Consider the following 25,823-nt stretch of genomic DNA (forward strand, 5'->3'; position numbering starts at 1 on the left):
CAAAAATTTACCCTTGGGCTTTATGCAATTCGCTTATGATAAAGATGAAATAAAAACAACAAAAACATAGAGATACAGCCGAATACCTTTAAGGTTTGGCATGATGCTGTTTAGGTATTATTGAATTTTCACGAATTTGCATAAGATGGCTAAATAGCCTCGAATTTAATGGATTAAACACGGCGCATGGTACAAGTAAAATACGACAGCAGCGGCAAATATGCAGGTCATCCTCAGGAAATTCACGACCTGCTTTCCAAACTACATTTTGACACCGAGCGTGGACAAATCTGGTTTGATGAGTATCGCATGTTGCTGATGCATACCAGCATCATGGGCTATTTGCGTAAAGACCTTGCCAATATGATTGGGATGGAACGCACCAAACGCTTTTTTATTCGTTTGGGCTATCAGGCAGGTCTGAAAGATGCCGAAGTCACCACCAAAATGCGTCCAGGCTTAAATGAAGAGCAGGCTTTTATGGCAGGGCCGCAAATGCACGGTATTCGTGGCATGGTGCAAGTTTCTGCCAACCAACTGATTTTAAATCAAAAGAAAAAACAGTTTTATGCAGACTTAAACTGGCATAACTCCTTCGAAGCCGATGTGCATGTTGAGCAATTTGGACTGAGTCACGAACCTTCCTGCTGGATGCTACTAGGCTATGCTTGCGGTTACAGCAGTTTTGCCACAGGCATGACCATTATTTATCAGGAAGTGGAATGTAAAGCCTGCGGGCGTGAGCATTGCCGCATTATTGGTAAACAACTCAGTGAATGGGAAAATGCCGATGAGTTGATTCAATTCATGTCGCCTGAACCGATGGAACAGGAACTCATTGCGCTACAAGCAGAACTGTATGAACTGAAAAAGTCGATTTATACCACCAGTAAAAATGACTACAGCATGTTCAGCTCAGTCGGACAATCTGCAGCGTATCAACGTGTCTGTGACTTACTTAAAAAAGCTGCAGGCGCTAAAGTTTCCATTTTGCTGCAAGGCGAAACTGGCGTAGGCAAAGAAGCTTTTGCACGGGGTGTACATGAACTCAGTCAGCGTAAAGAATCTGCCTTTGTCGCAGTCAACTGTGCGGCAATTCCACCAGAGCTGATTGAATCTGAACTGTTCGGTGTAGAAAAAGGTGCCTTTACAGGCGCACATCAATCACGTTTAGGCAAGTTTGAACGTGCACATAGTGGCACCATTTTTCTAGATGAAGTGATTGAACTTTCACCACGCGCTCAAGCAGCTTTGCTCCGCGTGTTGCAAGAAGGTGAAGTGGAACGTATTGGTGATTCTCAAACCCGTAATATCGATGTACGCGTAATTGCCGCTACCAATGAAGATTTAGAACAAGCAGTCAAAGCTGGGCGTTTCCGTGCCGATTTATATTACCGTTTAAATATTTTTCCTGTGCAAATTCCACCATTACGCGAACGCCGTGAAGATTTACCGCTTTTGGTCGATCATTTCTTAAAACGCTTTGAAAAAATGTATGAGAAACAGATTCAAGGCATCAGTGAAAAAGCCACAGCCTTTATGAAAAGTTATGCTTGGCCAGGTAATATTCGTGAGCTTGAAAACTTGTTGGAACGTGCAGTACTTCTCACAGAAGATCAGCAACTAATTAAATTAAACGCTTTATTTCCACAAATGCAAACTCAAGATGATGAGACAAGTGAGCAAACAGTGACGGATTTAGATACACTTTTTGCAGAAGATTTTGATTTAGAACAGCATGAACAACAGTTAATTGTAACCGCCATGCACAAAGCCAAACAGAATATTTCTGAAGCAGCACGTTTATTAGGTATTAGTCGAGCAAAGCTCGATTATCGACTTAAAAAATATAATTTGAGCCTGTAAATAATTTTATTTAGAGCTATCTCTATAATTTTTAGGAGTTTTGTAACATAAATATTTAAAAGTTAAAATTTCCCTAAATCATCTAATTTTAATCAATCATCTACTGATTTCAAAGTGTGCTGTGAACCGTACCGGGTTTGTCGGAGACCACTTTCCCTGAGAGAATGTCCCGATGAAAACCAAAACATATACCCAAGAAATTAAAACTAGAGTGGTTCAACTTGTCATTGAATCCGAAAAAGATTATCCATCGAATTGGGCTGCAGTTTCTGCAATTGCTCCTAAGTTTGGCTGTACTCCTGAACACTACGTGTTTGGTATTTGAAATATCTAGACAAACAGAATCCAGTCAAAGTACAACAGATTTCAGACCAAGAACGTATTAAACAGCTCGAACGTGAAAATAAAGAACTGCAACGTGCCAATGAGATTTTACGTAAAGCAGCAGCTTTTTTCGCCCAGGCGGAGCTCGACCGCCTACACAAATAATGGTGGATTTTGTCCATAATAATAAGGATCTGTATGGAGTTGAGGCGATTTGTAGAGTTTTACCTATCGCACCTTCTACCTATTATCGAACGTTAGATCTTGCAGATGAGAAGCATTGCTTCGCAAGGGAACATCGAGCCAAGCGAGATCTACATGATCAGCATCATGCTGAACAAATTAAACGAATTTGGAAGAAAAGTTCAGGTCGATATGGTGTACGTAAAGTCTGGCAAAAATTGAAACGTGAAGGCTATGTTGTTGCACGTTGTACAGTTTCTCGATTGATGCAAAAGCTAGGTATACAAGGTGTTTGGCGTGGTAAGAATAAACAAACGACCCGTAGCCGAGATAATCAACAACGAGCATCGGACTTGGTAAAACGTAATTTTAGTGCAGATAAACCTGACAGCCTGTGGGTCGCTGACTTCACGTATATTCAAACAAATTCAGGCTGGGTATATACCGCATTTATTATTGATGTCTTTTCACGAGCAATTGTTGGATGGAAGGTATCGACACGTATGAATACAGATATGGTGCTTGATGCACTGGAGCAAGCCTTGCATGATCGAGGAATGCCCAAAAACGTGATTCACCATATGAGGAGCACTGCTCCGCAAGAGGTGTACAGTATCTTTCTATTCGCTATACCAACCGTTTAGAAGCAGCAAATTTACGAGCTTCAGTCGGTACAACGGGTGACTCATATGATAATGCATTGGCTGAAACAGTGAATGGTTTGTACAAAACGGAGGTGATTGAATATTTAAAAGCAGATTGGCGTAGTTTAGGAGATGTACAACTTGCCACATTAAACTGGGTAGATTGGTTCAATAAAGAACGTTTACATAGTGCAATTGGTTATGTATCGCCCTTTGATTTTGAAGCGATGTACTATGATAAAATTAACCCGTTAGGTCAGGTGGCCTAACTTAAATAAAAAGTCTCCGACAAACCCGGTACGGTTCAAGAAATCCGATCCACCATCACTTTACCACCTAAGTATGGTCTTCAAAAAGACTTCACTTAATATTGATTTGGTATTAGATTATATTAAGTAATACAAAAAAATTTAATGCTGACTCTTATGAAAAAATTTAACTTTACTATTTCTATTCTTGATTTAAGTACCTCAGCTATTTGTATTGAAGATAGATTGTTCGAAGTGGGCTGTAATGATGCTCTAGTATGTTCAACAAATGGTGATATTTATTTAGATTTTATAAGAGAAGCTGAAACTCTCGCTAAGGCTATTAAAAGTGCAATAAAAGATATTGAAATGGCGAGTGCTAAAGGCATTCAAATTAATGTTAACAATAGGCATTTAATACTCTAGGTATTAGTCGAGCAAAGCTGGATTATTGAATTCGGTGACCGCTTAAGCAATCACCTTTAAATTTATGAAAAGCAATTACACAAAATTATTTACAGGCTCTAAAATGACAATGGTCATTGCTTCAGACAAGCTTAAGGCTGACTTTTTCAGCCTGTATTTTTGATCAAAAATCAAAGCTTTCTCTAAAGATTCATTAAATGTTTTGCAGAAATCATCCAAAATACGAAATAATTCGGTAATATGATCCATTGAAAAGCCTTTCTTTATAACATTTTGTCTTGAGAACCAATATGTTATAAATTCAGGGCTTTTTTTCTACTCTTTTTTATATCGAACTCAGGTTATTTTCTTTTACTGAGCTGTATCTGATGCCACTGCAGAATTTCATGATAGTCATAATAAACTGCAGCCTGCTTTGTAATTCCATTTTTTATAGGCTTTGGAAATTCTTTATCTTCAATTGTGTACATCCGTAGTTCATTTAAAGATAATCGCAACAGCACACAAACATCTTTTTTAGTTAGACGAACTGGTAAAAGATTTAAGCTGCTTTCATAGTCAGAGTTTACAGTAAATGGAGGCATCATACTTTCCTCTAGTTTCTAGATTTACCTAAAGCTAGCACTAGTTGAGAAAAATCTCTGTCGCAGGTTAAAAAACTATAAAAATAATCAACATACGTTTAAATATTAATCAAATTTTATTTTTCATCTCTCATTTGCATGCTCTTATATAAATATACCCTTCATTTTTATTCATACGACTAACATAGTGTTAATCAACTGGATGGGGAGAAGTACCTTACTGGCTGCTTATATCACTACTCAAATTTTTTCTTTTTATCGTGGCGATAAGTTTTTACGGAAAAGTTTGAAGTCATAATATTTGATACTGAAGATTCAATAGACTCACGTAGTCCCTCAAACAGTTGTATTTCATTTGAATGTTTAAGATAGTCAATGATGTTGTCACTTAGAAATTCTATTATTTCTTTAGCTCTTCTAATTTTAAAATGACTACTTTCAGCCAGCTTCAGCAAGTGTTGCAAATTAGGAAATTCTTTACTATTAGCAAGTTTCAATGCCATTTTATTGTCGATAGTTGGATAAATTAACGTATGTGTAATATCAAATGGTGGTGAAACAAAGATATTCGACATATCTGGTAAATACTGTAATGCGAAGTTTTTTAGATGCGCATCACCATTGCCTATTAAACAGTTAAATACGATATATTTATACATTTTTTCAACTTCGGCTTGACTGTTTGTATATAAATACGTTGCTTTTAATAGGGCTTCATAACTTCCTGTGTATTTAGCATCTGGATCATTGGACTTTTTCATCAAAGTGGTGAAATCTTCATAGCCTAGTCTTAGACCATCAGCCCTTTTATCAAAGCGTTCAACCACATAAGTTTCTAAATTTTCAGACAAATAAGTTGCTGGTGGCTCAAGCCCACAATGCCGCGCTGCTTCCATACAAACAAATTCATTGACTGTCAGCAATGGAAACTCTGAATCAAAAGACTTTACGATAATATCTTTTTGCTGAACTGTTCTATCTGTTCTGATCGTGCTAGCGCTTGGTATGCTTACTTTAGGTTGCATGCCTGCCAATGAATTTCTTAAATAATACTTTTCCAAAAGCTGCGGAAAAAGGGGGCGATTGCTGTTATAAGACAATATTTCATTAAGAGTTAAAGATTCGACTTCGGGTAGAGTCAGCTCACTTTTGTAAGAAAGCATTCCAATCCCAAGTTCTCCCTGGAGAGCTAATAAGTACATATCATTGACTTTGGCATATCTTGCCAATTTTTCTGCAATAAATCTTCGATTAAAACCTTCGGGTAAATTTTGTGAAAATATAGGGTGTAGAGACCCGGAAGAATAACCATCCATGCCTTTTTTAGTCATTGTAAGTGACACATACTGTTTGTCTTGTGTTGGCTGGTAGTGATGTACTGAACCATAAGTTAGTACACCTAATTCTTCTTGATTAGCACAAACAGTAATATTAGTAATTTTAGCAGGTAGATATAGCTCTGAATTCATTCGTTATCCTCAGAAAACATAGCTTCAATATCATCCCAGTCAGGTAGTGAATGCTGTTTTTGAATCACCTCAAACTGTAAGCCAACGGCATCAAGTACACGTTCAAATATATCAAAAGACCCAGTAAAACGGCCGTTTTCAATCTCAGAAATTGTAGTTTTATTTATATTAGTCCGCTCAGAGAGCACTTGTTGTGTATAGCCAAGTGATTTTCTAGCCATTCGTGCTTTTTCACCAATTTCTACTCTATTTGCCATAGCTTTCTGCCCACCCACAATATTAGCCATATAGCTAATATAACATAATAAAAACCAAATATTAGCTATATAGCTAATTAAATTTTAATGTACTATTTCTTCGATCCTCTGATCGAATGTATTTATTCTGGACTGCCACCATCCTCCAAAGCTGCCCAAGCGTTGTTTATTTAGCAACTTAAGCTACCTTTGTACTGAACTACTACCCTTCTTTTTCGTGGATTGCATAAATATTTTAAAAATTAATTCTTTAGTTCAGATTGTTTTCATCTGAAAATGATCAGTTATCCAATAATTACAACTCCATTTAAAAGATTTCTGATGATTTTATTACAAAAAAAATAGGTCCCCTCAGGAACCTAATTCATTTCAATGACCTACTGTAAATGTGTTTCTTTCCAAAGCATTATTTCATTAAAGTCATAATAAACACCAGATTGTCTGGTTTTTCCAGCCTTCAACGCTTTCGGAAATTTTTCATCAACTGATGAAATTTTACGTAACTCGCTTTCTGAAAATCCTAAGAATAAACATACTTCTTTCTTCTTTAAGCGAAGCGGTTTGAGTATGCAATTGTTTAATATCACATCAAACATATTGTCTGCAGACATCTACAAAATCCACAATTATTAAGATGATTTCAAACTAGCATGCTTCAAAAAAAACCTCTGTGTCAGGTTAAAAAAATGCAAAAATAGTAAAAAACCGACTAAAAACTAGCCTACTTAGACCTTAAAGACCTCTCTAGCACCGCAAATTTGCTCAATATGATCAGCCCAGAATTGCATAATTCCATACCGCTCCCTTAGATGCGCACCTTTGTCGTAAGCCCCCTTCACGCCAGACTTTAGATGAGCTAATGCAGCCTCTATCACTTGCTCTCTATCACTATAATGATCATTCAATTTTGTAGACGCAATATGGCGAAAACCGTGCGGGTTTTGTCTCCCAAAGTAGCCCATTCTATTTAGTGCAGCATTAAATGTTAAATTCGAGATTGGCTTATTAACACTGTCTCGTGCTGGAAATAGATATTCACTCTCACGTTTTGAAATTGATTTTAAAGTATTTAATAAAGTTAAAACTTGAGAAGATAAGGGTATTCCATGCTCAATCCCTCTCTTCATCATTGAACCTGGTCTAATCCAAACTCGTTCTTCAAAATCAAATTGCTCCCATTTTGCATTTCTCAACTCGCCTGGGCGTGGGAACATCAATATGAGTAACTCAAGCCCTATACTGATTTCTGGTGATCGATATTCTCTAATTTTCTGAAGCATCTCTGGAAGTTCATTGATTCCTACATGCTTCATATTATCGCCTTCACCTTTATCAAGAAATTTAGTAATACCGATAAGCGGGTTATAATTTGCTTTGTCTTTAAATACAGCAAGATCATAGGCATTTCTACAATATGATACGAGTTTTTCGATGCGATTAAATATTTTGTCTTCACGTTGCTTTGTTTGAAAAAATTCAAGCCATTCTGCTGATCTAATGTCTTTGAACTGTCTTTTACCAAAAACTGGTAAAAGGTGCTTTTCAATCGATTGAACTTCCTTTTTGAAGGTAGCTGGCTCCCAAGTATTTTTTTTGGTATCAATCCAATCCCTCATTAATTGTTCAAAAAGTTCACTTTGATCTTGCTGAGCTTTTAGCAAACGATCTTGACGAGTAACAACTTGAAGTTCTCCAGACTGATACTTTAAAGTCTGTGAGCGGGCAATTTTTACTGAAACATCCGGATAAGCCCCTAACCCAACCCATGCCCATTTACCTTCATTATTTTTCAAACGAAGTTGCCACGACTTCTTGCCAGAGGTTTGAACTTTCATATAAAGACCAGGAATATCCGAAATACGATACTCTTTATCTTTTGCTTTTATAGCTGCATATGCCACATCTGATAAAAGTTTATTTCTACTCATAATCTCTTGATTACTCAGCTGTTATTAACGATTGTGTATCCTCAGTTATAATTATGTTTAGGGATACAAGCAAGGATACAAACTAGCTGTTCCTGTATGAGTGTATATGAGTTTATAGCAGGTATAAAAAAACCCTTAATCCGTTACGAATTAAGGGTTTAGATGTTATATGAGTGCATATGATTTAAGAATTTGGTGGGTCCCAGACAGACCAATATGCCAAATTTTACCAGTGCATGCTCGGGCACAGACTGAAGCTGATCTCGATTAAAGCTCATGTAACTCCGCAAGGTCACTGTGCTGAACATGCTTGAGCAGAAAAAGATTTAAAAAAATCAAGCCTGTTTGTGCCGACATTTTACTTGGCTAATTTTTGCGTCATACGAACACAGTTCCGCCCATTATTTTTCGCTTCATACAGCTTATTATCTGCCATTTTAAAAACCTGTTTGACGCTTACTGAATCTCTCGGCCAGAATGCGATACCCACGGAAATGGTAACTTCTTTGATTCCTTCAATTTGACTCACTTGCATACTCGTTCTGAGACGTGCTGCTGCATTGAAAGCAACACGAATATCGGAGGTCATCATCAATACGATAAACTCTTCCCCACCAGTGCGACAGCAGAGATCATGACTTCTGAAATTTTTCTGCATTAAAAAAGCCAATCGCTTTAAAACCTCATCTCCGCGGTCATGTCCATAGCTATCGTTGATCTTTTTAAAGAAATCAATATCGATAGCGAGTACCGCAAAATGAGTACCCGTACTGATTAATTCATCCAGAAGATATTGCATGCCACGACGGTTATAAAGGCCAGTCAAGGGGTCAATATTGATATGTTGGCGTAATTCTGAGATCTTGTTATTAAATGTTTTGGAGCTCAAAAGTAGCGAGGCCCTAAACTTGAATACCTCAAAATACCAGGGATCAACCTGACTGATTTTATCCTGAATATCATTTCGATTTAACATACTGGCCATTTTCGCCAAACGATTCAGTGGCGAAGAAATAAATAGCGACATCCGCCAGACGATAAAGAAAATAAACAGATAAAAGATAAATATGCCAATAGAAACTTTTAAAATTAATTCATTGGCCTGTTTAAGAAGTTCATCCGTAGGTTGCTGTGAAACCACAATCCAGTTCACACTGGGAACATATGCAAAACCGGCCAGGTTATCAATCCCCAAGCTATTCGTTAGACGGACGGATCCTTTCTTGTTTTCATTGATATAGTCAAGACCAGTATTATTTACAATTTTTTCGCCAATCCGACTCGAATCTGGATGGAAGATAATACGGTTCTGCTGATCAATCACATACATATAACTTTTTTTGAAATCAAATTGATTGAACAGCATTTCACTGATTAAATTATTCTTCTGCAGATAAATCGTACCGCTGATAAAGCCCTTATAATTTTGATTCACATCGTAAATAGGCTGTGATATCAACACAACCAGATTTTTTTTGCTTGACCAATAGGGTGCCGAAATATACGCCTTTTTGCTTTTAAGTGATCCAACAATACCCGCTGTATTATAGGGCGTGTGGAATTTTAGGTCTAATGATACTGGTGCATAAGCAAGTATCTGATTTTGCTGGCCCACCATAAAAACACTGTTAAAGTTATTCGACTGGTTTTTGAGCCGTTTGACTTCAGCCTGTCGCAGTGGCGTATTGTAAAAGTTTTGCCCTAATTGCTGAGCACTATACTGCAACTCCTGCAACATATTACTGACATCACGATTCACCCCCATCGCAATCTTGGCTGCGTATTTTTCATTTATAGAGAGTGAATTCTGAATTAGTTGCTGTTTAACCACATAATTCAGAATAAACAGGCTAATCACAAATAAAAAGGAAACGCTGAGGATCGTTGAAATCAGAATCAGCTTGCGTAAATTCAGATTCAAAGATAGAAGTATTTTATATAACAACTGAGACCCCAGGTACCTTGGGTTGTATTACTCTGTTTAATTTAACATAAATACGCAAACCCAATGCTACAAAATCACTTTCTAAAACTTAGAAAAACATTCTAAATTTACTGCCTAAACCCTCTCCAAAATGTTGAGCTGAATAGGGCAATAAAGCTAAATCCAAATCGGACATCAGTCATAATAACAGGGCTTTGCATCTTTCTAAATACCCTACTGTGACTTTCAGTATATTCGGTTGATGAATAGAACAAATGATTGGGCAGAATAGGCATCGAGTATTTAGAATAAATGAAACCAGCCCTATCAGCTAAGCTGTATGCTGTTATGCTCCAACTAATCAAAGTTATGATTCAGTGCTCGATCCAGCAATCATACAAATACGGTCAGAAATTTATTTAAGTGCTTTTTTGATTTTATTGATCAATGTACGGGCTGCATCATAATCCTCAAAATCAATATTGATCGTCCCTTTATTTCCCTGATTTGTCGAGGAGCTTTTAATCACGACTGAAAAAGCATTCGATTCAAGTGGGATAATTTCTGCCGAAACAATATGATCAGCGTTAAGGAAAAAATCTTTTTTTAATTGAATTAACATTTTTTATTCTCGAGTAAAAAACAAGCAATATTTATAGCATATAAATTCAAAAAGTATAAAAATCGGCGAAATTTCAATTGAACAAAGCACTGTAGCAAGTTGCTACAGTGCCTTCATTTTATTTTTTCAGCATTTTTTTCAGCAAATTTTCCAGCTCTTGTAAATTTTGCTCATCAAATTCACTCATTTTTAATGACACTTTTAAAATGTTGTGATCAAACTTAATATTCCCTGCGACTTTTCCATCATATTCAATTTTATGCACGATTGACGTTTTAATTGGCTCTTTGTTTTCTTTCGACTTTAAAATTTTTTCTGCCAATAAGGCCAGTTTTGTTTGCTCAACTTCTTTTTTCAGTAATTTCGCCCAAGCTTCTAGCAGTGCTTTTTTAGCATTACTGTAATTCTCTTCATAATCTGAAAGAAACTTTTTCACAGCTGTGGCGGCAGTGCGTGCCAACAATGTCGGTTGTTGTTCTAAATCGGCAATCAGTTCTTTCGGTAATTTTTCGAAAGATAGATATTTATACATATCCTCTCGATTCATGCCTAATGATTTTGCCAGCTTTTGCTTGTTCTTTTTTAATTTCTCATCCAGAGAACTCAGACCGACATAAATTTCATAATCTGTTAAGTCTTCCCGTTTTAAATTCTCAGCCAAGGTTAACAGTGCAACTTCTTCATCTGATGCATCGATGACAATCACTTCAATGGTGTTTTTATTGAGAATTTGATGCGCTTTCAAGCGTCGTTCACCTGCAATTAACTCATATTTGTCCTGTACTCGCCGAACTGCAATCGGCTGCAATAATCCAATCTCCTCAATCGAGGCTGCTAAATCTTCAATATCTTGCTGATTGAATATTTTTCGTGGCTGATTGGGACTAGGTTGAATGTCTGTAATTTGGACATTACGACGTAATTCTTTCACATCGTTGACATGCTCTTGCTGAGCTTGTTGATGCTTTTGAGTATTTTGCTGAAGACGTTGTGCCAACAATTCTTTTGTACTTACCATAGGATTCTCAGAGTGCCTTTATTCAACACGATTGATGATTTCTTTCGCTAAATCTTGGAACGCTTTACGAACTTTAGAATTTTTATCTACGCGCAACAATGGCTGTTGTAAAATTGCTGCTTGATTGACTTTCGTACTCATTGGAATGGTCGTTTTTAACAATTCGCCGACCTGGCTTAAAGCTTCATCTCGTATCAGTTTACAGACGTTTTGACGTTCATCATGTTTAATCAGCAAAGCACCTAACAGTTTCAATTCGGGATTGACCCGTCTTATTTTACTTAAATGGTTAATTAAGTCAGTGACACCATATAGGCCATATTGTGAACCGGATTCAATCGGCACCATAACATGGGTAGATGCAGCCAAGGCATTACTGGTCAGAAGTTTTAGGCTTGGAGGACAGTCAATCAGGATGAAATCATATAATCCGTTTAATAATTCCAACTTGTTAGAGAGCTCTTCAGAGGGTCTTGGGGCATCATCTTTAAGTTGGTCTTCTGTTTTACCTAAAGTAAGTGAACCATAAATTAAAGAAACATTTTTAAAATTGGTTTCTTCTTGTAAGGCATCAGACAATAGGTTCAAATCACCTACCAGTAATTCAGCAGAAGTGGTTTCAACCTCACTCGGATGTCTTAATCCGATATGTAAACTTGCATTGGCTTGTGGATCTAAATCAATCACCAATACTTTATGCCCCAAGTCTGCTAGCTCTGCAGCCAGATGAACAACCGTGGTGGTCTTCCCGCAACCACCTTTATGGTTTGCTACAGCAATAATTTTAGTCGATTTATTTGTCATATCAGACCCCATTCGAATGATCCTAATATAGTGGAACTTGTAGCAACTTGCTACACTTTATTTGAATGATATTAAAGTACGAATCAATATCGGCTAACAAAGAAAACAAATTAAAGTTTTATATAAAATATAGCTAGCTAATTATAATTAGTATTAATTAATATAATTAAGTAATTATAATTAGGACAATTTTTCCCTTTTTAAAACAATATCTTACGTCTTTAAAGGTGGAAGGTTTGTCACCGAAAAGTGGAAGGTTTGTCACTGAAAGGTGGAATACTTGTCACTGAAAGGTGGAAGACTTGTCACTGAAAGGTGGAAGAGCTGTCACTGAAAGGTGGAAGACTTGTCACTATGGTGGAAGACTTGTCACTGGTTTAAAAAAAAACATGAAATTAAGTTATAAAAATATTTAAATTCAAAACTTTAATCTGTTGATAAGTATCATGATCTGACTTTAAAGGTGGAAGACTTGTCACGCTTATTTTTATACTTGTGGATAAGTTATGTTTTCCCTTTAAAAATTGCAAAAAAAAGTCCGATTTAGTACTTGATTCTCTCTAAAGGTGGAAGCTTTGTCACTGAAAAGTGCTAAACCAAATGATTTTTTCACTTATAACGGTATTTTTGGCCACAAAAAAATGCAAAGAAAACGATTTAAGCTCTTCTCAGTTGATAAAAGTGGAAAGCTTGTCACTAATAAGTGGAAATTTTTTCAAAGTTTCCACCTTTGGGTTAAGGATTAGGCTAAATCTAAAAAAATGATGACATGCTTTCCACTCTTGATCTTTAGCACATCCTTTTAAAGGGATAAGCACTTAAAGTGAATCTGTAAGGTGAAGATGTTGAATGTTATTCCACTTTTATGTATAAATAGGGGGAATAACTTTTAATTTTTCACTTATGAGCGATTTTAACGAAAAACAAGAAATAGAATATTTACCTTATTGTATCGGCAATATTCGACAGAATGGAGTGGTGAGTACCAGTAACCGCTTAATTCGCCCTATTGAATTGTCTTCTAATGAATATAAGGCACTGCTTTATGCAATGGCGGTTGCAAACTATGGTGAAAAAAATAACCAAGATCGTGAAATTACCGAGAAAACCTATATCTATCTGCATAAAGAAGATTTGGGGGAATTGTTAGGACTCAATAAGAAGAATTCCATTAATGTGGCTATTGACCGGATTTATAGGGAACTTTCATCTCGGGTTGCTCATTTTGTAATTGAAGAGCCTGTAGATGACGTCAAGCGTAAAGTAAAAAAAGTCCATTCTGTGGTACCGATTATCCGGGAACTGCGCTGGGAAGATGATGCCAAAAATGCCTTGCAGATTCGCTTTACCAGTGAAGTGCTGCCTTACTTCACCCGTCTGGCCAGTGGGAATTTTACCACTTACCAGTTGAAAGATTTATTTGCTTTAGACTCTGTCACAAGTATGAGTCTATATTCTTATATTGTTAAAAATGAATTTAAGTATGCGAATCTCGACACCTATGAAGTTGAACTCACCTTAGAGAATTTAAAAGCGTTGATTGACATCGGTGAAAAAAAATATGACCGTTGGGTAGATTTTAGGCGTTATATTCTGGATAAAATTGTTGAAGAAATTAATACTAAAACCAGTTTGCAGCTAGAATATGACACTATTAAGAAAGGCCGTCCTATTGTGGGTGTGCGGTTTAAAATTATGAGTGGAGATACTGAAGCGGCTCTCCCGCAATTTAACGAAAAAACTCAAATCTATCTGGATGTAGATTTTGATGATAATGCCATCGTGAAAGAGCTGGGGGCAAAGTTTGATATGACCGTACGTTCCTGGTATATCTATGCCAATGATCCGAATTATACGCAGTTCAGCAAGTGGTTTAAGACCGAAGGCTGTTTAACCGATTCTCAGGCGAATGTTATTGTGAACGATATTATGTTTCAAATGGATTTTGCTGTGGCCGGTGCATCCATGAATGATTTCAAGAAAGAGATGAAATATAAGCTCAAAAATGATCCGACTTTTGTTCAGGAAAATCGCGAGCGTTTGAATGAGATTTTTGGTAAAGAAATTATTTAAAAAGTGTAGCAAATTGCTACAGTGCATTGAAAATATTCCGGGTGAATGATTTTTTTTTGCATGTCTGACATTTTTCGCAAATAACTAGAATATTTCTGGTACATCTTTTTAGTGAGATTAGCGGGCGCTCATTGGGAAAATGTCGCAGTTCGGACTTGCTACATCTTGTCTAAAATACAAGTGAAAATACCTAAATTCTGAATATCTAAAAAGTGTAGTAAGTTGCTACACTTTTTTCTTGGGGTCAAAAACTTACTATTATTCACGCCATAATCCCACGAAAAACTATGTCTTTTGCCACCTTCTTACGATGGCATGATTGAAAATTTTAGGCGAAATCACTGGATTAATGAGTTCGTGATTTGGACTGTCATAATCATGCCCAGGTGCAACAGCTACAAAAAGTCTGGAATATTGCCAATACCTTGACTGGCATCATAGAGGGAGAATTTGAAGCCAGAGACGATAAAAAATGTACTGGAATATTACGAGTTCTCCAAGCATTTGTTGCGTAAGGAAGAACTTAAAGACTCGCCAAATTATAAGGTGAAGCTATTTGAACGGGATAATGTGTTTAAACATCTGCTGATTAGAACACAGCAGTTGATTGAAAAGTTTTATGTGGAGTTTTAAAAACAGCCCGTGATGTGATCCGGGACAGGATGGGATCATGTTACAGCAGTGAATGATTATCTGGAGGCATCTCAGTTCATGGATTTAACTGAAGGTATCAGCGCTTATGTCAGTTGAAAGACTCCTTCGATTTACAGGAATTTTGCCAGCCATATAGTGTCTAAAAGCAATCGATTGACTTATGCCAACGGAAAAAGAAAGTAAATAGTAACAGCTCAAAGAGGCATGATGCCTCCTTATTTATTTTGTATGCTAAATAGCCTAAGTATGACAGGCCATTACTCAAATAGAAGAAAAGATTTTAGCAGTGATTCAGTGCAATGACCGGGATTTATCATATAGAACGGAGCAAAAAGGGACTTGTGAAAGCGTACCAGTAATCACTTCTATTTTTTTGAGCTTATTTAACAACATCCTCAATTATTTTTTAAATTAAGTTGCACTCAGGTGGCAAGCTGACCATGCCAGAAATCTTTAGCTATCCGGCCTCACCGCATCTGGCATCTGAACTGGATCGGCGTTCAATCGATTTCGAAAAAATTCAGCAGGCAGCCACTATACTGGCCGAGCGTTATGACCGGGTTCTGCTTGAAGGAGCGGGTGGATTAATGGTGCCGCTGACCCGGGACATGCTGACGATCAATTATATTGCAGCGCATCACTACCCTGTCATTCTGGTGACTTCAGGCCGTCTGGGCAGTATTAATCATACTCTACTGAGTCTGGAGCTACTCAAACAACGTGAAGTCACGCTTTATGCTGTGGCATTTAACCATGCTGATGACCACCAGGATCAAACGATTGCGATGGATACCATTCAATATTTAAAGGAGTATCTGACCCGGTATTTTCCAACAGCCGTATGGCTGGATATCCCTAAGCTTGCATGTCACGCTTAGACACGCCGTACTTTATTTCAATGCTGAGCCCACCATAGGGTCGACGGGCATTGAAAGAGAGCTGATAGCCATATTGTTTTAACAGGTTAGCAGTTAATGCCAGTCCTAAACCATGGCCATGCTGCTGAGCAGATTTGCGCCAGAAGCGTTGTCCTAAATGTTGAATATCTTCTGCTGTAAGTTGCTGGCCATTATCTTCAATCACCAGGCAACCAGACTGCATGGAAATCCAAATCTGTTCAGCCTGTGCATGCAGCAGTGCATTCTCAAGCAGATTTTTCAGTACGGTATACAGCACAAATTCAGGTAGCTGAATTTCGCCTAGACTTTCCCAGTTCACCTGTATTTTTTTGTTCATTTCTGGATAGCGTGTACCTAAGTCTGCAAGAACTTTCTCAAGTGTGGGGCGAAGCCAGATGGCCTCAGTCATTTCCTGGAGACTGTTTTCTGATTGGGTCAGCAATAAAAGCTGCTCGAGTAATAGTGTATAACGCCGGATACTCTCATTGGCCTGCTGCAAATTGTGCTGAATGGATTCAGGCAGGTTCTGCTGCTGACCGATCAGCTGTGCCAGTTGTACATGGGTTTTAATTGCGGTCAGGGGACTGCGTAATTCATGTGCAGCATAGGCACTAAAGGCTTTCTCCTGTTGCAGACTGTCATTGAGTTTCTGAATCAACTGCGTGGAATTGTTGACAAAAGGCTGTACTTCTTGGGGAATGCTTGCAGGCTTGAGCTGCATTAAAAAATCTGCCGCCTCTGAATAGCTAAGGTTTTTCTGGTTCAGGTATTGACTGAGCTGATCCAAAGACCGGAACTGTCTGCGGATAATAAAGATGATCAGGGCAATACAGATTAGCAGTGAGAAGACCAAGGGAACCAGTACGGACTGTAGAATCTGCTGTAGTAAGGTATCCCTCAAGAACATACGTTCTGCCGCCACCACCTGAATATCACCACGACGCAGGACATAACTGCGCCATTCCGTATCACCCTGCTGCCAGGTGCTGAATCCTTCTGGTCGCTGGCTTAAATTTTGGGGGGCACCGCGTGTTTTGGCAATGACCTGATTATCTAACGAGATGTCAGAGCTAAAAAGAGAGACTTCACAGGCAATTAACTGGTTTGCATCATCATTCTTGGCTAATTTGGATAAGGTTGCATCCCCCAGACTATCCAGCGGTAGCTGCTGAATCAGCCGGGCAACCATTTGCGCAGATGCCGATAGGCGTTGATCCAGCGTGTCTTGTAAACGTTGTTTCAGGTCAATATACAGCCATGAAAATACCGCACTCCACAGCACAATAAACACGGCCAAAAGACTCATGGCCAAACGCCATTTCAAGCTGTGCTTAAACATGACGATGCTCAAACGGTTTGAAAATATAGCCCACACCACGAACGGTCTGAATCAAGTCTGGATGTAGTTTTTGTCTCAGGTGATAAATGTGTACATTCAGGGCATTGCTCTCGATAGCGTCCTGAAAACCATAGAGCTTGTCAATAAGCTGTTCATTTTTCAGGATCTGGTTGGGGTGGCTCATCAGGGTTTCCAGCAGGCTGAATTCACGGCGAGATAAACTCACGGCCTGGTCTTGGTAGGTCACAGTCTGGGTATCCCGATTCAGAACCAGGTCATCAAATTGCAGTGTATTCGAGGCAAAGCCGCGGTGGCGACGGGTGAGGGCATGAATCCGGGCAATCAGTTCCTCCAGCTCAAAGGGTTTGGTCAGGTAGTCATCGGCACCGGCATTCAGGGCCTGAACACACTGATCGGTCCGCAGCCGTGCCGTCAATACCAGTACCGGGAGATCAATCTGGTCGCGTCGCCAGCTGTGCAGCAAGTCCAGGCCATCCTGATCCGGCAGGCCTAAATCCAGTAAACACAAATCGACAGCACTATGCCGGATAAAATAATCTGCCGCACGTGCGTGACTGACATGCTCCACTGAAATATTCAGATAGTTCAGAGCAGCACAAATGCTCTGTGCGATATAGGGATCATCCTCAACCAATACAATAAACATAGAACATCCTGATCAAACTGCCATTATTTTATAAATGATTTGGGCTGTTAATGTTGTCTTAATTTTAGTTTTTCAATAATGCAGTCCTAACAGGAGGAGATCAGCTGGATGTTGAAGTGGATATTGGGTGCCGTGATCGGCGGTGGAATCATGACGGGAACTGCACATGCAGACTTTTTACCACCGGATCAGGCTTTTCAGTTTCAGGTGGTTTCTACAAGTCAGGATCAGGCAGAGCTTAGCTGGAAAATCGCAGAGGGTTATTATCTGTATCATGACCAGCTTAAAGTGTCTCATCAGCAGACCCCAGTCAAGTTGGCATTGCCCAAACCTGAAGACAAAGATGATCCCAATTTCGGTTTGACTCAGGTGCATTATGGGCAAGTCAAAACCAATATGAATGTCCAGCCCAACCAGCAGTTTGCGGTGCAGTGGCAGGGCTGTGCAGAAAGCGGTTTATGTTATCCGGTGCAACGCACCACAGTAAAAACTGATGCAGATGGTTTATTTCCAGCGCAAAACTTGAGCAAGCCTCAAAAGCTGCTGGCCAGCACTACACAGCCAGAAGCAAACGAAAAGATTTTGACTACTCAGAAAGATGAGCTCCAAGCTATAGGGCAAACTCAAAGTACAGATCAAGCACTGGCTGAAGAAAAGGTGGAGAAAGTGCAAGTCGCTGCAGTTTCCGACCCTGTCGTGCAGCCTGAGGTGGAATTAACAGAGAAAAACGACCAGCTTATTACAGACCCTAAAAATCAAACTTCATCAGCAGGCATGAATGACCAGTGGAACAATGACCAGTATTTTTTAAGTTTGCTGTCGAAACAAGGTCTGTTGATTAATGCTCTGATTTTTCTCGGGCTTGGCATTCTGCTGGCATTTTTACCGTGTTCTTTACCTTTAATTCCAATTTTAACGGGAATTCTGGTTCAGCAGCACCGGGGCTACCGTGCTGCACTGATTGCGCTGGTCTTTGTTTTGGGTATGGCACTGGTCTATGCGGTCATAGGACTTGCTGTGGCACAGCTCGGTTACAGTTTTCAGCGCTGGTTTCAAAGTCCGATATTCATCAGTATTTTCAGCATTCTGTTTGTTTTGTTCGCGCTTAATCTGTTCGGAGCATTTCAGCTGTCCTTACCTCAAGGCATGTTACAGCGGCTGGATCAATGGCAGCAAAAGCAGAAGGGTGGCACGCTGATTGGTGCTGGTCTCATGGGCATGATCGCGGCACTGATTGTCGGGCCATGTATGAGTGCACCGTTGGCCGGTGCCTTAATCTATGTGTCTCAGCTTAATCAACCGATTTTGGGTGCCAGCTATCTGTTTGTCTTAGGCCTTGGGCTGGGCTTGCCACTATTTATCGCAGCTGTATTTGGGTCCCATCTTTTACCCAAACCTGGCATCTGGATGGATCGCCTGAAGTTTAGTTTTGGCTTTGTCATGCTGGCCCTGGCCTTGTATTTTGCCCGCCCCCTATTGCCCGGCATTTTATACCTGAGCCTTTTGGGTGTAGTACTGATCACCTGTTCAGGCTACTTCTGGTTCAAGATGCTGCCCCATGTGCATCGGTCTGTATCGAAAATAGTCCTGATGCTGCTCAGTGGTTTACTGGTCTTTGCAGGAGGTATGCAGCTCTATCATGTCTGGAGTCAGGTACAGGTCGCCCATGTGGAATCACGGCTTGAATGGCAGAAGGTCAGTACAGCCGCAGAATTGCAACAGGTTTTAGCCAAACATCCTGCACAGCCAGTGGTAATTGATGTGTATGCGGACTGGTGTGTGGCCTGTCAACCGATTGAAAAGGAAGTGATTCCACGTAGTGATGTCCAGACGGCTTTACAAAATGTGGTTCGTATCAAATTAGACCTGACCCACTATCATCCAAGTCAGGATGAGCTGCTAAAAGAATGGCAAATCCTCGGTCCACCCACCTTTATATTTTTAAATGCAGCGCATCAGGAGCAGCGTGAGTTGCGCTTGACCGGAAGCTTTAGTGCGGCACATTTACTAGGCACATTGCAGCAACTACAAGGGGAGCAACTATGATGATTTCCAGTGATGCGCTGCATCTGGGACCTTTGATGTTGCCCTGGACACTCATGATTGTTGCCACTGGCTTGATGCTGTTATCTGCCGTCCTGTTTGGATTAGCCAGAAAGTATTCATGGTCTAAACAGCTGCTTGGACAAAGTCAGGATTTGCTCTGGAGCAGTTTTCTGCTAGGGATGCTGGGTGCACGTCTTGTTTTCGTTCTACTCAATGCCGAGCTGTATTTTGTAGCCCCCATCGACATACTGAAAATCCAGGACAAAGGTTTTCATTTATGGGGCGGGGTGCTGATAGGTACTTTATGGTATGTCATTCGCAACAGACAGTTGCAGACCCGATTCAAAGCCATCTTGCTGATCATCTTTGTACTCTGGGTCGGGCTTGGGCTCGCGTTCAAATCCAGTCTAAAAACTGAAGCAGCGTTTCCTGATCTAGCCTTTGCTGGACTAGAACAGGAACGTCTGGGTACAGATAAGATTCCACTCAGCCAATTCATTGGCCAGCCCACGGTAATTAATTTGTGGGCGAGCTGGTGTCCGCCGTGTCATCGCGAAATGCCGGTATTGGCCAAAGCAGCCAAGCAGCATCCTCAAGTGAATTTTGTCATGCTGAATCAGGGTGAGGAGGTAGCCACCGTAAATGCCTATTTAAGAAAACATCAGTTTCAATTTAAACATGTCCTGCTGGACCCATATGGTGAACTGCCACAGCAGCTGAATAGTTTTGGCCTGCCAACGACGCTGTTTTTTAATGCTCAAGGCCAGCTGGTCGAGCGGCATATGGGGGAACTCAGTCCGGCCATGTTGCAGCAATATTTAAACAGAATTTCAGATCAACCTTAAAAAAACGGAAGGACTTAGTATGAACAGAATTTACCGGGTACTGGGTGCAGGCATGTTCCTGATCATGAGCATGCACACGCAGGCGAATATTAAACAGAATATTGAAAAACAGGGTTTTGTGTTTGTAAAACAGATTCCGGCACCGCAAGGAATGACCGGTTGGGTGGGGCATGAAGACCAGTACTCCAATACAGTATTTATCTCCAACGATGACAAATATTATATCAAGGGCGAACTGTTTGATGCGCAAGGGAAAAGCCTGTCCAATGAGCAGATTGAAAAGCATATGAAAAAAGCGGTATTGGATGATGTCTGGAAAACCCTGGAAAAATCGACCTGGATTCAGGATGGCAAGCCGGATGCACCACGAGTGGTTTATGTCTTTTCCGATCCGAATTGTCCATATTGCTATAAATTCTGGCAGGCGGCTCGGCCTTGGGTCGAATCAGGCAAGGTACAGCTGCGTCATATTCAGGTCGGTGTGATCCGTGAAGAAAGCCGTGGTCAGGTGGCAACATTGTTAATGTCGAAAAATCCAGCAGCAGTTTTTAATGATATAAACAAGAATAAAGGCAAAAAGCAGCTCAAGAAAATGGCAAAGATTCCTGCAGAAATTGCTGCAAAAATTGATGCCAACCAGGCCCTAATGGGGAAATACGGCTTTTTCTCCACACCGTCGATGGCCTGGAAAAATAACCAGGGTGAATTTAAATCTACTCAAGGCCTGGCGATGGACGTCAAAGAAATTTTTGAACAATAAGATCGGATGAGATATGTCCACTTTGGATCATCCACGGGTATTGTTTGCTTTGGAATGAACCGCTCTGGCAGGGAACCGGAATGGTCTGACATTAATTGCATTTGGTTTTGTGATTGAAAAATCCAACCGGCTATTGTAATTAGTCGATCATGAACGTTATGCATAAAAAATAGCCTATGCACAGTGGATGGGGATTGCGGTGATTGTGTTTTGCATGTTGGTGAATATCGCCTCAATCCTGCAATATCGAGGGGGATGGACATCACTGGGACTGCCGGAATTTATTGAAGGTTATTATACCCAGCATCCTGTATGGCTAAACCTGTTTACTGCTTTTAGCGGGCTGCTTCTGATCATTTCTTTTTGGTTGCATTAAGAGGAGGGCTAGGCGCAATACAGCTCGTACAGCTTTTGCATCAGGCTCAAGACCTTGGGATCACTCAGACGATAGAAAATCTGCTTGCCCTCACGTCGGGTGCCAACCATGTTGGCCTTACGCAATACAGTCAGCTGTTGTGAAAGTGTAGGTTGATGAATGTCAGTAGATTCTTCAATTTCCTGAACATTCATTTCCCCATCGACCAGGACACATAAGATTTTCAGACGATCAGGATTGGCCAAAACTTTTAGGCATTGGCTGACGAAATCGACTTGAGAAAAATCAATTTTGGCATTTTCAGCAATCATATCCATAAATGTCCTCACAACTTTTGATGTAGCCCGTGCAGTTTACATAATTTACCATAAAACTGCTTGATTAATATTTTTTATTATATAATATAAAAAAGTATATTGTATAGGGATTAATTCATCATGCATGACTTCCTCATCGCATTTATTGGCGGCTTAATGCTCGGGCTTTCCGTAGTTGGTTATCTTTACGTCAATGGCCGTATTGCAGGAATCAGTGGTTTGATTGGGCAAGTATTAAACTCAAAAACCATGTTTAAAACGCCTGCAATCTGGTTTTTATTAGGCTTGATCCTCACACCGTTTATTTATGGTCTGTTTGTACAACCTGAAATCGAATTGAATGCCAGCCCACTGATGATGATTGTGGCAGGTCTGCTAGTGGGCTTTGGGACACGCTTAGGTTCGGGCTGTACCAGTGGTCACGGAATTTGTGGCATCAGTCGCCTGTCTAAGCGTTCTATCATCGCGACCATGACTTTCATGTTTGCAGGTTTTGTCGCTGTTTATATTATCCGTCATATCACAGGAGCATTCTAAAATGAAAAATGTGTTTGCCTTTTTATTTGGTGCGCTGTTCTCTGTGGGATTGATGGTATCAGGCATGTCCAATCCGGAAAAAGTACTCGATTTCCTGGATCTGTTTGGCGATTGGGATGCCAGTCTGGCCTTTGTCATGATGGGCGCGATTGCGGTGGCCTTTATTCCCTTCCAGAAAGCATTACGTACGGCGCAACCGAAAACAGTATTTAATGACCCTATTGATTTACCTAAAAATAATCAGATAGATAAAAAACTGATCACAGGTGCGGTTTTATTTGGTGCAGGTTGGGGCATTGCCGGCATCTGTCCGGCGCCAAGTTTCACCTTGATCGGTTTGGGCCACTATCAAGTGCTCTATTTTATTGTAGCAATGCTGGTGGGTGTATGGATTCACCGTAAATGGTCAGGAGCTTAACGATGTCAAACTTACCTATAGTAAAAGATTTTTTTCACGAAGATACCAATACCTTCAGTTATGTTGTACGTGATCCTGCAACCAAAGCCTGCGCCATTATTGATAGCGTTCTGGATTACGATCCGGCATCAGCAAGTACATCCACTATTCATGCCGATAAAATTATTGCCTATATTAAAGAGCAGGGTTTAACGGTCGAGTGGATTCTGGAAACCCATGTCCATGCTGATCATCTGACTGCAGCGCAATACCTCAAAGCTGAGTTAGGTGGCAAGATTGCCATGAGCCAGAAAATTGGTATTGTTCAGCAAACTTTTGGCGCGATTTATCATCTGGATATTAAACAATGGAATGCCCAGCAGCTCTTTGATTATTTATTTGAAGATCATGAGTCGTTCCAAATCGGAACATTGAAAGCCTATAACATTCCAACACCGGGACATACGCCTGCTTGCCTGAGTTATGTGATTGGTGATGCGGTTTTTGTGGGTGATACCCTGTTTATGCCAGATTATGGTACAGCACGTTGTGACTTTCCGCGTGGCAGTGCAGAACAGCTTTATGATTCGGTACAAAGCCTGTTTCAGTTGCCAGAAGATACCCGGGTCTTTTTATGTCATGACTATTTGCCTGAAACACGTGAATCCTATGTGTGTGAATCTGATATACAGACACAAAAGACACAGAATATTCATATTCATCAGGGAATCAGTAAAGCTGAATTTGCTCAGATGCGCAACCAGCGGGATTCAGGACTGAGTATGCCTAAACTGATTCTACCGGCGATTCAGATCAATATGAAAGCAGGGCAGTTTCCTGAGCCAGAACCAAATGGTGTTTCTTACCTCAAGCTTCCTCTTAACTACTTCAAATAAGCCTGTGTCGTGATTCAACAAAAAATTCAACTTTTATTGAATCATTTTTGTGGATAAGGGAGAGGGCGATGTGGGCATTAATACTGGAAGGATTGGCGATTGGTGGCTTGCTGGGTCTAACCGGTTCTGGTGGCGGCATTCTGGCTGTACCGGCACTGATGGCGAGTCAGGGTTGGACGGTAGCTCAGGCTGCGCCGGTGGGCTTGCTGGCAGTCACGCTGTCGGCCTTGGTTGGAACGTTCGAAGGTTTATTCAAGCGTATTGTACGTTATCGCGCTGCGCTCTGGATCGCGCTGATCAGTATTCCTTCAGCCCGTTATGGCGTGCATCTGGCTGATATCGTTTCTCCAGTCTGGCTGACGCTGGCTTTCAGTCTGGTCATGCTGATTGTTGCTTACCGGATCTTCTTTAATAAAGTCCATGATCATGGTAATGCACCGTGCAAGGTCAATCAAACGACCGGTCGTCTGATCTGGAATGTGAAAACGGCCTCCTTTCTGGCTGGTATTGGTGTAGTGGCAGGTTTATTAACGGGTCTGCTTGGCGTTGGGGGTGGTTTTGTTATTGTTCCAGCCCTGCGTAAATTCACCGATCTCGATATGCGCAGCATCGTGGCGACCTCTCTCATGATTATTTTCCTGATTGGTGGGGTCAGCATTTCTGCACACGTACTGGAGGGCTTTCAATATCCTGTTTCGGTCACACTGGCCTTTGTCCTGGCCTGTATTGTCGGGATGTTCATTGGACGCAGTCTGATGCATCGGATTGACAGTAACAAGGTACAGAAAATATTTGCCACAACCGTGGTTGGGGTAGCTATGTATTTAATCTATTCAGCGCTCATGGGCTAAAACAGACGATTAAGTACCTAAACTAAAGCGCTTTAATCTCCCTGAGCATCGTTTATGCAATGTGAATATCGTTTTAATGGCCGAGGAAGAATGAAAATGATGAAAACTGCAGAGCAATTGATCCGGAATGCAAAAAGCCGGATTCAGGAAGTCAGCGTAAATGAATTGTTTGAGGCGATGCAAAACCATAAAACCATACTGATTGATGTTCGGGAACCAGATGAATTCCAAGCAGCAGCGATAGACCGGGCGGTGAATTATCCACGTGGTATTTTGGAAATGCGAATTCACCAGCATCCCTTAGCCAGTCATCATTGTGATACCCAGCAGGCACTGGAACATCTTAAAGATCAGCCGATTTATTTGATTTGTGGTACGGGTGGACGTTCAGCACTGGCAACCGATACCTTACAGAATATGGGTTTTACCCAGGTCAAGTCGGTTCAGGGTGGTTACCAGGCCTGGCTGGAACAGGGCTATCCGGTAGAAAAATAAGCTATTGAATATATAAATGAATGCTGATTTCTTTATTTGAGGTGAAGCAATGAAATACAAAGAATTAACCCAGAACATTTCGGGCAGTTTAAGAACTTTAAGTCAGGATTCGCCTGATTTAATGAAAAGTTTTAACCAATTGTCACAGACTGCTATGCGTGATGGCGTGATTGATCCGAAAACCAAGGAGTGATTGATAGTAAATAATTATATTGACAAATATAGTCAAACATATACAATTTAGGTGTTAAATTTTAAAAAAACTTGCAATGAAATACTTGACTGAAAGCTTAAAGAAAGTAGAGCAAGACCTTGCTTATTTTGTATCCCCTGAAAATAAAGATGGGTTTATTAAGGAATTTGCATCATGGGTC

The 25,823-nt window shown here is 40.3% G+C and carries 23 protein-coding genes, 6 pseudogenes and 1 other annotated feature; of the genes and pseudogenes, 16 read left to right on the top strand and 13 right to left on the bottom strand.

The genetic code is table 11. The annotated features are described in order from the left end of the window. Positions 1 to 186: 186 nt before the first annotated feature. The 3 genes and pseudogenes from mobR (at position 187) to FTT75_RS06905 (ending at position 3,691) form a co-directional block, all read left to right on the top strand. Positions 187 to 1,866 carry a phenol degradation transcriptional regulator MobR gene (mobR, locus tag FTT75_RS06895; protein ID WP_180186162.1) on the top strand — a complete coding sequence of 560 codons (1,680 nt, stop codon included), beginning with the start codon at positions 187 to 189 and terminating at the stop codon, positions 1,864 to 1,866. Between the two features lie 172 nt (positions 1,867 to 2,038). Then, positions 2,039 to 3,286 (top strand): annotated as a pseudogene (locus FTT75_RS06900) (IS3 family transposase). Further along, positions 2,313 to 2,429, top strand: a sequence feature (AL1L pseudoknot). (Overlaps the previous pseudogene by 117 nt.) Positions 3,287 to 3,442: 156 nt before the next feature. Next, positions 3,443 to 3,691 (top strand): hypothetical protein, encoded by a 249-nt coding sequence (locus FTT75_RS06905; protein ID WP_180072824.1) that lies wholly within the window; start codon positions 3,443 to 3,445, stop codon positions 3,689 to 3,691. 99 nt (positions 3,692 to 3,790) lie between these two features. On the opposite strand, the pseudogene FTT75_RS06910 reads toward FTT75_RS06905, so the two are convergent. The 10 genes and pseudogenes from FTT75_RS06910 to FTT75_RS06955 all read right to left on the bottom strand — a co-directional run. Continuing rightward, positions 3,791 to 3,940 (bottom strand): annotated as a pseudogene (locus FTT75_RS06910) (IS982 family transposase); the annotation flags it as partial. Between the two features lie 92 nt (positions 3,941 to 4,032). Beyond that, positions 4,033 to 4,275, bottom strand: a complete 243-nt coding sequence (locus FTT75_RS06915) for an AlpA family transcriptional regulator (protein ID WP_180072826.1) — start codon at positions 4,273 to 4,275, stop codon at positions 4,033 to 4,035. Between the two features lie 236 nt (positions 4,276 to 4,511). After that, positions 4,512 to 5,744: a type II toxin-antitoxin system HipA family toxin gene (locus tag FTT75_RS06920; protein WP_180072828.1), complete on the bottom strand. Its 1,233-nt coding sequence runs from the start codon at positions 5,742 to 5,744 to the stop codon at positions 4,512 to 4,514. Next, positions 5,741 to 6,001, bottom strand: a complete 261-nt coding sequence (locus FTT75_RS06925; protein WP_167846452.1) for a helix-turn-helix domain-containing protein — start codon at positions 5,999 to 6,001, stop codon at positions 5,741 to 5,743. Before FTT75_RS06925 ends, FTT75_RS06920 begins: the two co-directional genes overlap by 4 nt. A gap of 377 nt (positions 6,002 to 6,378) precedes the next feature. Continuing rightward, entirely contained in the window at positions 6,379 to 6,612 is a 234-nt protein-coding gene (locus tag FTT75_RS06930; RefSeq protein WP_180072830.1) for an AlpA family transcriptional regulator, read from the bottom strand. 114 nt (positions 6,613 to 6,726) lie between these two features. After that, positions 6,727 to 7,929, bottom strand: coding sequence for a tyrosine-type recombinase/integrase (locus FTT75_RS06935; protein ID WP_159138851.1), 1,203 nt, complete (start codon positions 7,927 to 7,929; stop codon positions 6,727 to 6,729). Between the two features lie 358 nt (positions 7,930 to 8,287). Then, positions 8,288 to 9,874 carry a sensor domain-containing diguanylate cyclase gene (locus FTT75_RS06940; RefSeq protein ID WP_159138852.1) on the bottom strand — a complete coding sequence of 529 codons (1,587 nt, stop codon included), beginning with the start codon at positions 9,872 to 9,874 and terminating at the stop codon, positions 8,288 to 8,290. A gap of 394 nt (positions 9,875 to 10,268) precedes the next feature. Further along, on the bottom strand, positions 10,269 to 10,475 hold the full coding sequence (locus tag FTT75_RS06945) for a hypothetical protein (protein WP_074382693.1): 207 nt from the start codon (positions 10,473 to 10,475) through the stop codon (positions 10,269 to 10,271). 118 nt (positions 10,476 to 10,593) lie between these two features. Then, positions 10,594 to 11,493, bottom strand: a complete 900-nt coding sequence (locus tag FTT75_RS06950; protein WP_005093722.1) for a ParB/RepB/Spo0J family partition protein — start codon at positions 11,491 to 11,493, stop codon at positions 10,594 to 10,596. An 18-nt stretch (positions 11,494 to 11,511) separates the two neighbouring features. Beyond that, positions 11,512 to 12,297, bottom strand: a complete 786-nt coding sequence (locus FTT75_RS06955; RefSeq protein WP_035337428.1) for a ParA family protein — start codon at positions 12,295 to 12,297, stop codon at positions 11,512 to 11,514. A gap of 903 nt (positions 12,298 to 13,200) precedes the next feature. Between FTT75_RS06955 and FTT75_RS06960 the strand changes: the two genes are divergently transcribed. From FTT75_RS06960 to bioD, 3 genes and pseudogenes are all read left to right on the top strand, one after another. Continuing rightward, positions 13,201 to 14,370 carry a replication initiation protein gene (locus FTT75_RS06960; protein ID WP_180001650.1) on the top strand — a complete coding sequence of 390 codons (1,170 nt, stop codon included), beginning with the start codon at positions 13,201 to 13,203 and terminating at the stop codon, positions 14,368 to 14,370. Between the two features lie 444 nt (positions 14,371 to 14,814). Beyond that, positions 14,815 to 15,003 (top strand): annotated as a pseudogene (locus FTT75_RS15835) (hypothetical protein); the annotation flags it as partial. Positions 15,004 to 15,455: 452 nt separating this feature from the next. After that, a pseudogene (gene bioD / locus FTT75_RS06965) lies at positions 15,456 to 15,902 on the top strand (dethiobiotin synthase); the annotation flags it as partial. Here bioD and FTT75_RS06970 read toward each other — a convergent pair. Together FTT75_RS06970 and FTT75_RS06975 are read right to left on the bottom strand one after the other, a co-directional pair. Continuing rightward, a complete protein-coding gene (locus tag FTT75_RS06970) occupies positions 15,880 to 17,262 on the bottom strand; it encodes an ATP-binding protein (RefSeq protein ID WP_005093731.1) in 1,383 nt (460 codons plus the stop codon). The pseudogene bioD and the gene FTT75_RS06970 overlap by 23 nt on opposite strands. Then, positions 17,255 to 17,929, bottom strand: a complete 675-nt coding sequence (locus FTT75_RS06975; protein WP_005093734.1) for a response regulator transcription factor — start codon at positions 17,927 to 17,929, stop codon at positions 17,255 to 17,257. The genes FTT75_RS06970 and FTT75_RS06975 overlap by 8 nt, the downstream gene beginning before the upstream one ends. Positions 17,930 to 18,037: 108 nt before the next feature. Between FTT75_RS06975 and dsbD the strand changes: the two genes are divergently transcribed. From dsbD to FTT75_RS15975, 4 genes and pseudogenes are all read left to right on the top strand, one after another. Further along, a complete protein-coding gene (gene dsbD, locus FTT75_RS06980) occupies positions 18,038 to 19,975 on the top strand; it encodes a protein-disulfide reductase DsbD (protein ID WP_180186163.1) in 1,938 nt (645 codons plus the stop codon). Next, positions 19,972 to 20,820: a TlpA disulfide reductase family protein gene (locus tag FTT75_RS06985; protein ID WP_016659405.1), complete on the top strand. Its 849-nt coding sequence runs from the start codon at positions 19,972 to 19,974 to the stop codon at positions 20,818 to 20,820. Before dsbD ends, FTT75_RS06985 begins: the two co-directional genes overlap by 4 nt. Positions 20,821 to 20,839: 19 nt before the next feature. Further along, a complete protein-coding gene (dsbG, locus tag FTT75_RS06990; protein ID WP_016659404.1) occupies positions 20,840 to 21,580 on the top strand; it encodes a thiol:disulfide interchange protein DsbG in 741 nt (246 codons plus the stop codon). A 64-nt stretch (positions 21,581 to 21,644) separates the two neighbouring features. Further along, a pseudogene (locus tag FTT75_RS15975) lies at positions 21,645 to 21,956 on the top strand (DUF202 domain-containing protein). 8 nt (positions 21,957 to 21,964) lie between these two features. Here FTT75_RS15975 and FTT75_RS07000 read toward each other — a convergent pair. Then, positions 21,965 to 22,273: a metalloregulator ArsR/SmtB family transcription factor gene (locus tag FTT75_RS07000; protein ID WP_005247061.1), complete on the bottom strand. Its 309-nt coding sequence runs from the start codon at positions 22,271 to 22,273 to the stop codon at positions 21,965 to 21,967. A gap of 120 nt (positions 22,274 to 22,393) precedes the next feature. Between FTT75_RS07000 and FTT75_RS07005 the strand changes: the two genes are divergently transcribed. The 6 genes and pseudogenes from FTT75_RS07005 to FTT75_RS07030 form a co-directional block, all read left to right on the top strand. After that, positions 22,394 to 22,810 (top strand): YeeE/YedE family protein, encoded by a 417-nt coding sequence (locus tag FTT75_RS07005; RefSeq protein ID WP_016659403.1) that lies wholly within the window; start codon positions 22,394 to 22,396, stop codon positions 22,808 to 22,810. 1 nt (position 22,811) lies between these two features. Beyond that, positions 22,812 to 23,228, top strand: a complete 417-nt coding sequence (locus tag FTT75_RS07010) for a DUF6691 family protein (protein WP_053579073.1) — start codon at positions 22,812 to 22,814, stop codon at positions 23,226 to 23,228. A 2-nt stretch (positions 23,229 to 23,230) separates the two neighbouring features. Further along, the gene (locus tag FTT75_RS07015) at positions 23,231 to 24,103 is read left to right on the top strand and encodes an MBL fold metallo-hydrolase (RefSeq protein WP_005093746.1); all 873 of its coding nucleotides are present in this window, start codon (positions 23,231 to 23,233) and stop codon (positions 24,101 to 24,103) included. 68 nt (positions 24,104 to 24,171) lie between these two features. Continuing rightward, entirely contained in the window at positions 24,172 to 24,954 is a 783-nt protein-coding gene (locus tag FTT75_RS07020) for a sulfite exporter TauE/SafE family protein (RefSeq protein WP_180186164.1), read from the top strand. A 99-nt stretch (positions 24,955 to 25,053) separates the two neighbouring features. Next, entirely contained in the window at positions 25,054 to 25,449 is a 396-nt protein-coding gene (locus FTT75_RS07025) for a rhodanese-like domain-containing protein (protein WP_035337430.1), read from the top strand. Positions 25,450 to 25,498: 49 nt separating this feature from the next. Further along, positions 25,499 to 25,639, top strand: a pseudogene (locus FTT75_RS07030) (carboxymuconolactone decarboxylase family protein); the annotation flags it as partial. Positions 25,640 to 25,823 lie beyond the last annotated feature (184 nt).

The sequence above is a fragment of the Acinetobacter sp. YH01008 genome, from assembly GCF_013420435.1.
Lineage (GTDB): Bacteria > Pseudomonadota > Gammaproteobacteria > Pseudomonadales > Moraxellaceae > Acinetobacter > Acinetobacter pseudolwoffii.